Raw genomic sequence first — 13842 nt, 5'->3', positions numbered from 1 at the left:
TTTATGCGTAACTTATTATTGTTCTTTGTTTGCGATCTGCTTTTGCAGCTGCGAAATCAGCTCTGCAACTGGAATAGCGCCAAGATCGCCTTCACCGCGTTTCCTTACGGAGACGGCTTCAGCTTGCATTTCATTCTCGCCCACTACGAGCATGTAAGGCGCTTTCTCCAGCTGGGCCTCACGAATTTTGTAGCCCAGCTTCTCATTGCGCAAATCACTTTCTACACGAATGCCGTTTTCTTGCAGCTGCTCGGCAACTTTTCGCGCGTATTCCTCATAAGCTGTCGATACTGGTATAACTTTCGCCTGTACTGGTGACAACCACAATGGAAGCGCGCCAGCAAAGTTCTCAAGCAAGAAAGCTGTCATTCTTTCCATTGTGCTTATAATGCCGCGGTGGATAACGACCGGACGGTGCTTCTTGCCATCATCGCCGACATATTCAAGCTCGAAACGTTCAGGAAGCAAGAAATCAAGCTGTGCAGTCGACAACGTTTCTTCTTTGCCAAGCGCCGTTTTAATTTGAACGTCAAGCTTAGGACCGTAAAATGCAGCTTCGCCTTCAGCCTCAAAGAATGGAAGCTCCAGCTCCTCAACCACTTCACGCAGCATGCGCTGTGACATTTCCCACATCTCATCATTTTGGAAATACTTCTCTGTATCCTTAGGATCACGATAAGATAAGCGGAAACGATACTCTTTAATTCCGAAATCTTCATACACTTTGCGGATCAAGTTAACCACGCGTGCAAATTCTTCTTTGATTTGATCCGGACGACAGAAGATATGCGCATCATTTAGCGTCATGGCACGTACGCGGTGCAAGCCTGTAAGCGCGCCTGACATTTCATAGCGGTGCATTGTGCCAAGCTCAGCAATCCTAACAGGCAGGTCGCGGTAGCTGCGCATGTCGCTTTTGAACACCATCATATGGTGTGGACAGTTCATTGGACGAAGAACAAGCTCTTCGTTGTCCATAATCATTTTTGGGAACATATCCTCGCTGTAGTGCTCCCAGTGACCGGAGGTTTTATAAAGCTCCACATTTGCAAGCACCGGCGTATAAACATGCTCATAGCCCAGTCTTTCCTCAAGATCCACGATATAACGCTCCATCGTTCTGCGAAGCTTCGCGCCATTTGGCAGCCATAGCGGCAAGCCTTGGCCAACCTCACGTGAGAATGTAAACATTTTTAGCTCGCGGCCTAGTTTACGGTGATCGCGTTTTTTAGCTTCCTCGAGGAAGTGAAGATGCTCATCCAATTGTGCTTTCTTAGGGAAAGCTGTTCCGTAAATACGCTGCAGCATTTTGTTTTTGGAATCTCCGCGCCAGTAGGCACCAGCAACGCTAAGCAGTTTAAAGGCTTTAATACGGCCGGTAGATGGCAAATGCGGTCCACGGCATAGATCGAAGAACTCCCCTTGGTCATACATCGTAATAACCGAATCAGCAGGAAGGTCACGAATAAGCTCCAGCTTCAAGTTATCATCAAGCTCAGTAAAAATCGCAAGCGCCTCGTCTCTACTAACTACACGACGACGAATGTCGATGTTTTGCTGAACGATTTTTTCCATTTCCTTCTCGATCTTTACAAGATCCTCAGGCGTCAACGATTGCTCCATATCAATATCATAGTAGAAGCCATCTTCGATTACCGGGCCAATTCCGAGCTTAACATTAGCATTGCCGTATATCCGTTTGATCGCTTGTGCCAGCAAGTGAGCTGTACTATGGCGGTATACCTCAAGGCCGTCTGCCGAATCTACAGTAACGATTTCAATTGCAGCATTGTTCTCGATAGGTGTGTATACATCGACTACTTTGCCATCGATTTTTCCGGCAATCGCATTTTTACGCAAACCCGAGCTGATCGAGCCTGCTACTTCTTCAATAGTTGTGCCAGCCGCATATTCTCTTACCGCGCCATCTGGCAAAGTGATTTGAATTGTCATTTTGGTTCATCCTCCATTTTGTCCGTAAGCGAATTACGCTTCCATTCATCATTTCAAGCAAAAAAAGAGCACAAAAAAAGCACGCATCCCTAAAAAGGGACGAGTGCTTGTGTGCTCGTGGTTCCACCCTACTTCGACTGCTCTTTATTCCTAACGCAGCAGTCCTCGTATTATCTGGTAACGGAGATTTCCGGTACAGCATACTGCTATAGCGCTCAGCTTCTTAAGAAACCTGCTATAGGTTGGGCCATACAGCTTCAAAGGGGTACGCCTGTGGACATTGTGGAAGGAAATTACAGCCAAGTTTCCTCTCTCTGGACCAAATATCATAAACAGACACATGTCTTTTTCATTGCCGATTACATCGTATATGTGTGTCATTATAGCTCGACTTGCGCGTTTGGTCAAGGCTATAAGCTTCAAATAGACAGTAAATTCGTTAATTCACCTATGGCTGAACGAGTTCATCAATGCTGCTGCTGCAGGATGCGCATTGCGTGCAAAGCGTGACACGCTGGTCAAAAATCGTTTGAATCGTTCGAATCACTTGCATATCCTGCTGCCTCGTATGGATCGTAATATGCTTTGGAGATACAGCAATCAGCGAGCTGATTACCATGTCTTCGATGTTCATTTCCGTTTCAAGCATTTCGGCTACGATACGATCGGTTGGAGGGTTCGGATCAAGCGGTTGAAACTTTTCGTCATAGAGCATGAATTCATGACCGCCCTTATGCAGCAAATGCACCATAGGCAGCTTTGTATCTTGAAGAAATACAAAATATTTTAACAGGGAAATAAACTCCTGATATTGTTTATCGAGCACATACTCATCTAATGCGTATTCCACAACTTCGGCTAGTTCTTTACGATAGGGCTCAAGCCTGAAGGTTGTAAACCCCTTCACATTAAGCTCCGTGTTATCCTGCAAAAAAAGCTCAACCTCTGCAGCCACTTTGCTTTTCCTTCTTAAGCGATCCGCATCCAAAAATCTCGTTCCAAGGCTATCCCATTCTTTCCCATGCAGCAAATCATGACAATACCGCTCAATAGCAGCTGTATCGGCTGAACTGTTATGGCGATACTTTCTGCGAATAATAGCAGCAAGCATCCCTGGCTCCATCTCACTTACCACAAATTCAGCTATAGCTAGTGACGCCGCTTTATATACGATGTGACCATGCGTTTTTAACTGAAAATGTGGCAACAGCGCTAGACAGCTTATATTTTGATCCGATACCTGCTGAAACTCGATGACGGCTGTTTGCTCCGTTTTTGAGCCAATATGTAAATCGACAAGCGCTTGTTCCTTCAACAATTGAGTTAGTTTATTAACCGACTTTTGGAGACTTGCAGGTAACGATACCGTGAATAGCTCCATCAGCTCACCCCTTTCTTTCCTTATCAGTATATGGTGACGCGTTCGGGGATATACGATGAAGACATTGGAATGTAAGGGAAGCAAGCATACAAAAAAACGTTTGCCGAACTTCCCACTTTGGAGCGAGAAGTTCAACAAACGTATTGATACTGCTTATATCGGTCTAAAAAGCATTAATTTTGCATAACAAAATCGAGATCTGCTTTATCGGATTCATTGTAAACCTTCAAAATATTATATTTTGTATCGCGTTGAGCCGGAATTTTGCCGCACTCGCGAATAAGCTGAAGGATAAGTTCAATGTTCACTTTATGTGTTGTTCCAGCTGCTGAAACGACATTTTCCTCAATCATGGTGCTTCCGAAGTCATTGCAGCCATAGGAAAGAGATAACTTGCCCATCTCAGGCCCCATCGTCACCCAAGAGGATTGGAAATTCGGAATATTATCAAGCATGATTCGGCTAGCTGCAACAATACGCAAATATTCCTCTGGCTTTGCTTTCTCAAGCTTCAGGTTTGTATTGTCCGGCTGGAAAGGCCATGAAATAAACGCCAAGAACCCCGTCGAATCATATTTGTTCGCAATGCACTCATCTTGAGCATCACGGATGCGCAGCATATGTAATGCGCGCTCTTCAACGGTCTCACCTAGACCATAAACCATCGTTGCAGTCGTATTCATACCATGACGGTGTGCAGACTTCATCACATCCATCCAGTCCGTCCAAGAGCCCTTCATGCGGCTGATCTTGCGGCGTGTGCGATCGTCCAAAATTTCAGCGCCGCCGCCAGGCAAAGAATCAAGTCCAGCATCATGCAGTTGTCTAATCACTTCATCGAGGGAGAGGCCATCTGATACAACCTTCATCTTCTGAATTTCCGCTGGAGAGAACGAATGCATCGTTATGCCCGGGAAATGCTGTTTAATTTTGCGAAGCAGATCCAAATAATACGTAAACGGCAAATCTGGATTCGTACCGCCCTGCATCAAAATTTCAGTTCCACCCACATCGATCGTTTCTTGAATTTTGCTCAAAATCGTATCGTCAGGCAGTACATAACCCTCTTTAGAGCCTGGAGCGCGATAAAACGCGCAAAAACGGCAATAAACATCACATACGTTCGTGTAGTTTACATTTCGACCAACAACAAAAGTCGTTATTGGATCTGGATGATGCTTGAGCATAATTTGATTAGCTACATGCCCCATCTTTTCAATCTGATCCGAAGCTAATAATTCCATGCCTTCTTCGAGCGAAACACGCTCGCCGCGCAACGCTTTATCCAAAATATGGTCCAACGTTCCCATTCCGCAAGACCTCCTTATTTCCGTTCTATTTATGCTAACCATCACTTCATCCTAACATAGATCTCTAGTGCAAGTCACCCGCCGTATGATGGCATCTCGCCCTGAAATAAGGAAAAACACGGCATGTTCGTTAGAACATCCGTGCTTTCCTTTCTTTTAGTCCCATTTAGGCACGAAGCGCATTATCCAAATCTTCAATAAGATCCTCAATATCCTCTAGACCAACAGAGTAACGCACCAAGCCGTCCGTTATGCCGCGTGCATGACGCACTTCTCTTGGCATTGCTGCATGCGACATCATAGCTGGGTAAGAAAGAATGCTCTCTACTGCACCTAAGCTGACAGCTACTAAAGGAATTTGAACCTTGCTCAGCAAAGATTTGGCACGTTCTCCACTTCCAACATCGAAAGATACAACAGCTCCATACCCAAGCGACTGCTTCTCATGTATCGCCCGGCCGGGGTGATTCTCTAAACCAGGATAATAAACCGCTGTTACTTCCTTATGCTCCGACAACCATTCAGCTAGTCTGCGAGCGCTTTGTTCGCTATATTCCATCCGAGCTTTCAAAGTTTTCATGCCGCGCATCAACAGCCATGATTCTTGGGCGCTCAGAACCGTTCCCATTCCGTTTTGAAGCTGTTTCAAGCGTTTGCCTAATCCTTCATCTGCGGTAACTGCAAGCCCAGCCAGCACATCGCTGTGGCCGCCTAGAAACTTTGTCGCACTGTGCAAGACGATATCGACGCCATGCTCGATTGGACGCTGATGATAAGGGGTCATAAACGTATTATCAAGTATCGTAAGCAAGCCATGCTCTTTCGCCCATGCTGTCGTCTCTGCAATATCTGTAATTTTGAGTGTCGGATTAGAAGGCGTCTCCATAAATACTGCTTTCGTATTTGGTTTAAGCGCCGCCTTAACCGCTTCAAAATCCGTCATATCTACAAAAGTAGACTCAATGCCCAGTCGATCCAAAATCGTCGTTAGCAAGCGGTAAGTTCCGCCGTATACATCCTCTGTAACGATGACATGCTCACCCGCAGAAAGCAGCAAAAACGTTGTCGAAATTGCAGCCATGCCTGATGCAAAAGCGAAGCCGCGAGCACCGCCCTCTAGCAAAGCGATATAATCCTCTAGCGCTTGGCGTGTAGGATTGCCCGAGCGGCTGTAATCATATTGCGGCGGGTTGAAAATATCATGATGATGGAACGTTGAAGCTTGATAAATTGGTACGCTTGAAGCTCCTGTATGCTCGTCAATTTCTGCTCCGAAATGCAGCAGCTTCGTTGCAAACCGGCGATCTTGAGGTTGAATTTTGTTGTCGTTGCCCATTAGTTGTTAACCTCCTCGATTTCGCGTTTGGCAGCTTCGAGTGCTTGCGCCAAGTCACTGATCAAATCATCCGCATGCTCAATTCCAACAGAGAAACGAAGCAGACGGTCGTCAACGCCAATCGCTTGACGAATTTCAAGTGGAATATCAGCATGCGTCTGAACCGCTGGGTAGGTCATCAAGGATTCAACTCCGCCCAAACTCTCAGCAAATGCAATGAGCTTAATATGACGAAGAATTGGCTCCACATAACGAGCGTCCTTTAATCGGAATGAGAAAATGCCAGTATTGCCGGAAGACTGTTTGTTCTGAATTTCATGGCCTGGATGGTGAGGCAATGCCGGATAATAAACATCCTCAACGGCTGAATGCTCAAGCAAATAATTAGCAATTGCGGTAGCATTAAATTGGTGGCGCTCCATACGGAGAGCGAGCGTCTTCATTCCCCTCATTAGAAGCCATGAATCCTGAGGCCCGAGCACCGCTCCAATTGAATTGTGCAGGAAGGCCATCTCATCGGAGAGCTCCTTGCCTTTGGTTACAATTAGACCAGCAAGAACGTCATTGTGACCGCCTAAATATTTGGTTGCGCTATGAATGATAATGTCAGCACCAAGTTCTATAGGACGTTGGAAGAAAGGCGTAAGCAGCGTATTGTCTACAATAGTAAGCAAGCCTTTTGACTTCGCCCACGCAGTTACTTTCTCAATATCCGTAATCATCATAAGCGGGTTAGTTGGTGTTTCGATAAGTACCGCTTTTGTGTTCGGCGTCCATAATGCCGCCATCGCATCAATATCGTTGGTATCCACATAAGATGCCGTCACACCAAATCTCGACATGATCCGCTCCAACAAGCGATAAGTACCGCCATACAGATCAAGAGATACGATCAAATGATCGCCCTGACTAAATAAGGCGAATATCGTTTGCAGCGCAGCCATGCCGGAGCTACAGGCAAATGCCGCATCGCCTGCTTCTAATTGTGCAGCCGCTTCTTCTAGTACCGCTCTGGTTGGGCTTTTGGTACGCGCATAATCAAATCCTGTACTCTGTCCCAGCTTAGGATGACGAAATGCGGTTGATTGGTACACTGGAAAACTTACCGCTCCAGTTACAGGCTCTTTAATAGATCCAATCTGTGCTAAATGGCTCTCTATCTTCATCTTTATATAGCGCTCCCTTATTATATGGTTTTAAATGCCTCCACCCAAATCATACGGTGTTTGCTGGTAAACATAATAATTAAGCCAGTTCGAGAATAATAGGTTGGCATGCGCACGCCATGTTGATAACGGCGGGTTAGCTGGGTTATCACCTGGGAAATAATTTTTTGGTACATCTATTTGGTGGCCTTTGGCTTGATCGCGATCATATTCATATTTAAGTGAAGTTGGATCATATTCGGAGTGGCCTGTAACGAAAATTTGTCTGCCGTCTTTTGAAGCCACGATGTATACGCCCGAATCCGCTGATTCCGATAAAATATCGAGTGTATCAAGCTTCTCGATGTCCTCGCGGCGTACCTCTGTATGACGAGACTGCGGAACAAAAAACATTTCATCAAAGCCTCTCAGCAAATTAACATTGCGTTTTTCAATTGTGTGCGGGAACACACCAAACATTTTGTTGTCCAAGCTGTATTTTGGAACATTAAAGTGATGATAAAGCCCGGCTTGTGCAGCCCAACAAATATGGAAAGTTGAAGTTACGCGCCTTGCGCTCCAATCCATAATTTCTTTCAGCTCTTCCCAGTAGTTTACATCCTCGAAAGGCATATGCTCTACCGGCGCGCCTGTAATGATGAGGCCATCATAATATTCATCCGAAATTTCATCGAATGTTTTATAGAAGGACTCCAAATGATCGGCTGAGGTGTTCTTTGATGTATGTGTTCTTGGATGCAGCAGTACAACCTCAACTTGTAGCGGCGTATTGCCGATAAGTCTAAGCAGCTGCGTTTCGGTTGTTTCCTTGGTAGGCATTAAGTTCAAAATCGCAATTCTGAGCGGCCTAATATCCTGATGGTAGGCGATGCTCTCATCCATGACGAAAATGTTCTCGTTGTTCAATACCTCTTTGGCTGGTAAATTGTCAGGCACTTTAATTGGCATAGGTATCACTCCTCTAGAAGCAGTATGACCGCTTGAACATGAAAAAGACCCTTTCTGCTGTGAGAAAAGGTCGTATGCTCAGTAAATAAGCCATCCGCCTCTCTCATCTCTCAGAAACATTAAAGTTTCCGCAAGAATTAGCACCGTGCGTTTTACACGCCGGTTGCCGGGCTTCATCGGGCTAGTCCCTCCGCCTGCTCTTGATAAGAAAGTAGTCTATTCAATTTTCCGCGGTTTCATTTCACCTTCACTTTAATGCATTCTGACAATTGCGTCAAGATCCTCTATTCATATCCTTGACATTTGGATGAAAAAAACGATTGTTTTTAGGCTTGAATGTAAAGCTGACGCGGGAGTATACTAGACAAGAATTATTTCATTTATTTGACTTATAAAGGGGTGCATATGGACATGGAAGGCGACCGACCGAAGCCTGAAAACTATCGAATACGGTTACTGCCGGCCAAGTCCGATTCAGCCGGCAGTTTCCTCTGAAGAAAGAAAGGAGTGACTCCGGATGAAAATCCGCCTTGTTAGCAATGGCATGTTCACCACTATTGAAGATATTAACGAAACACTTATTCCCTCAAAAGAAGGATTTTACTGGATTGACGCTGATGTGGAGGATCTTGCTATTTTACAGCCCCTATTCAGCATGCACGATCTGGCAGTTGAGGATTGCCTCAGTGAAGAGGAGCAGCGTCCAAAAATTGAAATTTACGAAAGCCATTATTTTATCGTAATCAACAGCATACGATTTGATGACGAAGAAATCTTCCTAAGGGCACTCAATATTTTCCTTGGCCGCCACTTCATTATTACGGTCACCAAGCAAAAAATTAACGAGCTTCGTTCTCTAAAGCCTGTTCTGTGGGAACAAGAGGTTAGCCGGCCCGATTATTTCTTGTATCATCTCGTCGACATTGTTGTCGATAATTATTTCCTCGTTGGCGACCGTATTGATACGCGCATCGAAGCGCTTGAAGAAGATATACTAATGCATACGAAGAAATCGCATTTGAACGAAATCATCGGGCTCCGCGGTGAAATATTGTGGCTGAGGAAAGTGCTCGGTCCACAACGCGACGTCATTGCAACGCTTAACAAAAAAGATCTAAAGCTCATTGACGATCAGTTGCAAAAATATTTCAGCGATATATACGAAAACGCCTTGAAAATCGCCGAGTCCTTCGATACGTACCGCGATCTCATGGGCAACTTACGCGAAGCTTATCAGTCCAGCGTATCCAACCGTGCCAATGAAATCATGCGCGTATTTACAGCAATTACGACTATATTCATGCCGCTGACCTTTATAACCGGCATCTATGGGATGAACTTTGATTTCATTCCAGGCCTTCACCTTCGCTTAGGATCATACATTTTACTTGGTATCATGCTGCTGCTTGGCATAAGCATGTTTTATATTTTCCGCAAAAAAGAATGGCTCTAGAGACCTGTGCCATATTCATTACAGAGCTGCACTCGTACGGGCAATTTATGCCGAACGAGCTGCAGCCTTTTTGCTGTAATGGCCGCTATCCTTTATAATAGTAGAATATGAGTTTGAGCATTAAGTACCTATGAGAGGGGGATTGACGTGAATATTAGTCAGCTTGAAACACTCCTTACGATATCCAAAACGATGAGCTTCCGGAAAGCTGGCGAGCTGCTGAATCTCACACAGCCTGCTGTTTCGGCACAAATCAAAAGCCTTGAGGATGAATTCAAAACGATTCTCATTAATCGCAATCAGCCAGTTACATTAACGGAACACGGACAAGTTTTTTTGGAACATGCGGAGCAAGTTCTTTCGATCGTGGAAGAATTGAAGCAGAAGCTTTCCGATATGAACCTTACGCCGCAAGGACACATATTACTCGGAACTACGGCTTCAATAGCGATTCAGATTTTACCGCGCGTGCTATCCTATTTTCAAAACCAATTTCCTTTTATTAAAACAACGATTCATTCCATGCCCTCATCCCAAGTTATGGCCAGTGTCGAGAACGGGTCAGTCGATATAGGGATTACATATCTTTCTGAAAAAAATCCGAACGTTTCCTCCTCCGTCCTTTATTATGATACATTCGAGCTCGTCGTCCCTCCTTCCCATCCCATGAGCAGGTTGACGCATACGACAGTTGATACGCTCAAGGACATTCCAATGATTATGCTTGCTCCAGACACGCTTGGCAGGCGATTTGTCGATCAAATTTTTCGCAAATACAATATTCAACCCAACATCGTAATGGAGGTTTCCAGCAGCGAGGAAGTAAAGCGCATGGTTGAAATTAATTTAGGCGCTGCAGTCGTATCCAAACTTTCGATAGCAAACGAACTCCGTATGGGTACACTAAAAATGATAAAGGTCAACGAGCTTGAAATAAGCCATCCCGTTGGAGTGGTTTATAAATCAGGCCGTTACATCAATACCGCACTGAAGCAATTTTTAAGTGATTTAAAAGGCATGCCTGAGCATCAATTCATTAGCAGCGAATAGTCGACAAGAAGCTTCCACTAGACAAACAACTAGGAGAGATAAAAAATGAAATTCGACTTACATACCCATCATTTTAGATGCGGCCATGCCGACGGCAATATCGAGGATTATATTTTAGCCGGAATTGAAGCCGGGCTTCAGGTTATTGGCATCTCGGATCACTCCCCCTTCTTTTATCATGAGAATGATCAGCCTTCGCCAGGCATTGCAATGGCAAGAAGCGATTTCACCAATTATGTTAATGAAGTATTGCGGTTGAAAGAGAAATACGCAGGCAAAATCGAGGTTATGCTTGGAGTAGAATCCGATTTTTTCCCTAAATATGTAGACAGCTACAAAAAAGCCTATGAGGGCGTGCCCTTCGATTATATCATTGGTTCTGTTCACCAAGTTGGCGACGTCAGCATATTCAATCGCAATCGCTTTAAAAACTTAAATGAACAGCAGCATATTGAAGTGAAGCAAAGCTACTATGATCTTATCAAACAATCTGCACGCAGCGGCATGTTTGATATTCTAGGACATATCGACGCGATGAAGGGGTATTACCCTGCTTTCTCCGATATACCTGCTAATAAGGAAATTGACGATGCTTTGCAGACGATTGCCGAATGCGGCGTTTCCATAGAGATTAATACATCAGGCAGCACCAAAGATGTAGGCGGATGGTATCCATCGGATGCGATCTTAGAGCGAGCACTTCATTTTGGCGTAAATGTGACGTTTGGTTCGGATGCGCATAAGCCAAGCAGAGTTGGCGAAGATTGGGAGCTCGTGCAGAAAAGGCTGAAGGAAATTGGCTTCTCGCAGTGGGTTTTTTATCGCAAGCGCCAGCAGGTTATTGTACCGATATAAGAGCTCATGAGGGGCTTTAGACAAAAAAAAGTGGACCTGCACGTCGCAGGTCCCAAAAGGATATATTAAAAAGGGGGTCTTGTTTATTATAATAGCCCACTAATGTAATGAGACGATAACAGAACTATTTCATTTGTGTAACAAATTTGAGGGGTTGGAAAACGATGTGGCTCATTACAGCCATCAGCAGCGCTATTTTATTTGGACTAGCAGGCTGGTGGATGAAAGTATCACAAATGCGGGGCGGCTCTACAAGAACGCTGCTGCTCGGATTGTATGCTTCTGGAACATTAGGTTTTGGGGTGCATGCAGCGCTTGAAGGTACGTTTTTCTTTCTTGCTGATCCGAGGGTATGGATTGCAGGCATCATAATAGGAGCAGGCTCAGCATGGGGAAACGCTTTGTTTATGAAAGCATTGCATTTTGGACCCGCCAGCTTGACCTCTCCCCTAACGAATATGAACATTATCTTAGTTGTCGCTTTAGCGACCTTGTGGTACAACGAGCCGCTCAGCGCTTCAGAAGCAATAGGCATTACGCTGCTTCTGCTTGCTGTCGTCTTTATTGCTCATAAACGAAAGGAACCGCTCACGATTACAGAAAAAAGATGGTTCATTCTCGTCTTTTTGGCAGTCGTGCTATTTGCGCTGCGCAATGGCGGATTAAAGGTCACCGATGAATTGGATCTTCCTAGCGCCCCGATCCTGTTCATCGCTTATGCCCTCTCTCTCTGCTGGTTTCTCATCCCGGTCAAAACGACCGATGCACGTTCCTCAGAGCGAACTGGTCTTTGGCTCGGTATTGTTGCGGGCCTGTTCTCATACGGAGGATTGCAGCTTTATGCAGTCGCGATTGCTACCGGTCAAGCGAATCTTGCAGCGCCTATCTTTGCTACGAACAGTCTTGTCGTAGCAGCTGGCGCTATTATATTTTATAAAGAGAAGTTGACGATCCTGCAGTGGACAGCCTTTGCTTGTACCATTCTTGGGTTGATTGTTATTCGATTGTAATTCACTAACGCTTTTCCTGTATTTTCCTAACTTTAATATAGTAAATATAATATACGATCAAACAATCGCATTCCCACTGAAATTAACTTACTTTTAGTTTGTTCGTATGGTACAATAGTATTACAAAAAGCGGGGTGATACGGTTGGATTATTCGACAATGTGCCCAAAGTATGAAGCCGCAGCCGACATTTTAGGCAAGAAGTGGACTGGCAGAATTATTCGGGTATTGCTTGGAGGACCAAAGAGGTTCAAAGAGATTAAGGAACAAATTCCCGAAATGAGCGACAAAATGCTAACGGACCGGATGAAAGAGCTTGAAACATTAACGATTATTAAACGTCAAGTTTATCCAGAAATGCCTGTACGTATTGAATATGAGCTAACCGACAAGGGCAGGGAGCTTCAGCCAGTCATTGAGTCCATTCAAACTTGGGGCGAACAATGGATGTAAGATAAAAAACCGCTTAGGCGGTTTTTTTTATTGCCTTCTCTTCTTTTATCTGGAATTGACAAAGGATTATTAATCTACTATCATTGATAATAATAATCAATATCACAATATACAAATAAAAAACCCCCGATCAGATCGAGGGTTTCCTATAAATCAATTGGACTACATGCCAAGCCATTTCTTGAATAGATGTTTGGTTGTATCTTTATTGATTGCTGCGATTGAAGTCGTAAGCGGAATGCCCTTCGGACATGCGCGAACACAGTTTTGCGAGTTGCCGCAGCCTTCGATGCCGCCATCTGTCATCAGTGCATCCAGACGTTCTTCCTTGTTCATCTCACCTGTTGGATGAGCATTAAACAAACGAACCTGTGAAATTGCAGCAGGACCGATGAAGCTGTTCCGATCATTTACGTTCGGGCACGCTTCAAGGCAAACACCGCAAGTCATACATTTGGAAAGCTCATAAGCCCATTGACGCTTCGTTTCTGCCATCCGCGGTCCAGGACCCAGATCATACGTTCCGTCGATTGGAATCCATGCCTTAACGCGTTTCAAGGCGCCAAACATGCGCTCACGGTTAATAACAAGGTCACGAACTACTGGGAATGTTTTCATTGGTTCAAGACGAATCGGCTGCTCAAGCTTATCGATCAAAGCGCTGCACGCTTGACGAGGCTTGCCGTTGATAACCATTGAGCATGCGCCGCATACTTCTTCCAAGCAGTTGGAATCCCAGCATACAGGAGCCGTGCTTGCGCCGTCTGCCTTTTTCGGATTACGTTGAATTTCCATCAAGCCGCTAATTACGTTCATATTAGCGCGGTAAGGAATTTCAAACTCTTCCGTATATGGTTTGGAATCAGGAGTATCTTGGCGAGTGATGATAAACTTAACCGATTTTGTAGCTACAGTCGTTTCAGCCATC

At 44.8% G+C, this 13842-nt stretch carries 12 protein-coding genes and 1 riboswitch; of the genes, 5 read left to right on the top strand and 7 right to left on the bottom strand.

Annotation, left to right across the window (positions count from 1 at the left end; all coding sequences use genetic code 11):
* Positions 1-15: 15 nt before the first annotated feature.
* From thrS to metA, 6 genes are all read right to left on the bottom strand, one after another.
* Positions 16-1953, bottom strand: coding sequence for a threonine--tRNA ligase (gene thrS / locus BK120_RS11280; RefSeq protein WP_076267592.1), 1938 nt, complete (start codon positions 1951-1953; stop codon positions 16-18).
* A 448-nt stretch (positions 1954-2401) separates the two neighbouring features.
* The gene (ytxC, locus tag BK120_RS11275) at positions 2402-3334 is read right to left on the bottom strand and encodes a putative sporulation protein YtxC (RefSeq protein ID WP_076267591.1); all 933 of its coding nucleotides are present in this window, start codon (positions 3332-3334) and stop codon (positions 2402-2404) included.
* Between the two features lie 173 nt (positions 3335-3507).
* Entirely contained in the window at positions 3508-4644 is a 1137-nt protein-coding gene (gene mqnC / locus BK120_RS11270) for a cyclic dehypoxanthinyl futalosine synthase (protein ID WP_076267590.1), read from the bottom strand.
* A 166-nt stretch (positions 4645-4810) separates the two neighbouring features.
* A complete protein-coding gene (locus BK120_RS11265) occupies positions 4811-5980 on the bottom strand; it encodes a trans-sulfuration enzyme family protein (protein WP_076267589.1) in 1170 nt (389 codons plus the stop codon).
* Positions 5980-7146, bottom strand: a complete 1167-nt coding sequence (locus BK120_RS11260; protein ID WP_076267588.1) for an aminotransferase class I/II-fold pyridoxal phosphate-dependent enzyme — start codon at positions 7144-7146, stop codon at positions 5980-5982. The genes BK120_RS11265 and BK120_RS11260 overlap by 1 nt, the downstream gene beginning before the upstream one ends.
* A 30-nt stretch (positions 7147-7176) precedes the next feature.
* Positions 7177-8094, bottom strand: a complete 918-nt coding sequence (metA, locus tag BK120_RS11255) for a homoserine O-acetyltransferase MetA (protein ID WP_076267587.1) — start codon at positions 8092-8094, stop codon at positions 7177-7179.
* A 100-nt stretch (positions 8095-8194) separates the two neighbouring features.
* Positions 8195-8304: riboswitch (SAM riboswitch) on the bottom strand.
* A gap of 307 nt (positions 8305-8611) precedes the next feature.
* On the opposite strand from metA, the gene corA reads away from it, so the two are divergent.
* The 5 genes from corA (at position 8612) to BK120_RS11230 (ending at position 12914) form a co-directional block, all read left to right on the top strand.
* The gene (gene corA / locus BK120_RS11250; protein ID WP_076267586.1) at positions 8612-9547 is read left to right on the top strand and encodes a magnesium/cobalt transporter CorA; all 936 of its coding nucleotides are present in this window, start codon (positions 8612-8614) and stop codon (positions 9545-9547) included.
* Between the two features lie 147 nt (positions 9548-9694).
* Positions 9695-10597 (top strand): LysR family transcriptional regulator, encoded by a 903-nt coding sequence (locus BK120_RS11245; protein WP_076267585.1) that lies wholly within the window; start codon positions 9695-9697, stop codon positions 10595-10597.
* A gap of 45 nt (positions 10598-10642) precedes the next feature.
* Positions 10643-11452: a histidinol-phosphatase gene (locus BK120_RS11240; protein ID WP_076267584.1), complete on the top strand. Its 810-nt coding sequence runs from the start codon at positions 10643-10645 to the stop codon at positions 11450-11452.
* A gap of 164 nt (positions 11453-11616) precedes the next feature.
* Complete coding sequence (locus BK120_RS11235; RefSeq protein WP_076267583.1) at positions 11617-12462, top strand: DMT family transporter; 846 nt, start codon at positions 11617-11619, stop codon at positions 12460-12462.
* Between the two features lie 143 nt (positions 12463-12605).
* The gene (locus BK120_RS11230; protein WP_076267582.1) at positions 12606-12914 is read left to right on the top strand and encodes a winged helix-turn-helix transcriptional regulator; all 309 of its coding nucleotides are present in this window, start codon (positions 12606-12608) and stop codon (positions 12912-12914) included.
* 162 nt (positions 12915-13076) lie between these two features.
* Here BK120_RS11230 and sdhB read toward each other — a convergent pair whose 3' ends face one another.
* Positions 13077-13841, bottom strand: coding sequence for a succinate dehydrogenase iron-sulfur subunit (sdhB, locus tag BK120_RS11225; protein ID WP_076267581.1), 765 nt, complete (start codon positions 13839-13841; stop codon positions 13077-13079).
* Between the last annotated feature and the right edge of the window lies 1 nt (position 13842).

This window comes from Paenibacillus sp. FSL A5-0031 (assembly GCF_001956295.1).
Taxonomy (GTDB): domain Bacteria; phylum Bacillota; class Bacilli; order Paenibacillales; family Paenibacillaceae; genus Pristimantibacillus.
The sequence above is the reverse complement of the archived record's forward strand: the minus strand, read 5'-3'. Positions and strand labels throughout refer to the sequence as shown.

What these genes read in the sequence shown, in the direction of transcription:
- thrS (WP_076267592.1), bottom strand. Translation starts at nt 1,953, where the DNA reads ATGACAATTCAAATCACTTTGCCAGATGGCGCGGTAAGAGAATATGCG.
- ytxC (WP_076267591.1), bottom strand. Translation starts at nt 3,334, where the DNA reads ATGGAGCTATTCACGGTATCGTTACCTGCAAGTCTCCAAAAGTCGGTT.
- mqnC (WP_076267590.1), bottom strand. Translation starts at nt 4,644, where the DNA reads ATGGGAACGTTGGACCATATTTTGGATAAAGCGTTGCGCGGCGAGCGT.
- BK120_RS11265 (WP_076267589.1), bottom strand. Translation starts at nt 5,980, where the DNA reads ATGGGCAACGACAACAAAATTCAACCTCAAGATCGCCGGTTTGCAACG.
- BK120_RS11260 (WP_076267588.1), bottom strand. Translation starts at nt 7,146, where the DNA reads ATGAAGATAGAGAGCCATTTAGCACAGATTGGATCTATTAAAGAGCCT.
- metA (WP_076267587.1), bottom strand. Translation starts at nt 8,094, where the DNA reads ATGCCAATTAAAGTGCCTGACAATTTACCAGCCAAAGAGGTATTGAAC.
- corA (WP_076267586.1), top strand. Translation starts at nt 8,612, where the DNA reads ATGAAAATCCGCCTTGTTAGCAATGGCATGTTCACCACTATTGAAGAT.
- BK120_RS11240 (WP_076267584.1), top strand. Translation starts at nt 10,643, where the DNA reads ATGAAATTCGACTTACATACCCATCATTTTAGATGCGGCCATGCCGAC.
- BK120_RS11235 (WP_076267583.1), top strand. Translation starts at nt 11,617, where the DNA reads ATGTGGCTCATTACAGCCATCAGCAGCGCTATTTTATTTGGACTAGCA.
- sdhB (WP_076267581.1), bottom strand. Translation starts at nt 13,841, where the DNA reads ATGGCTGAAACGACTGTAGCTACAAAATCGGTTAAGTTTATCATCACT.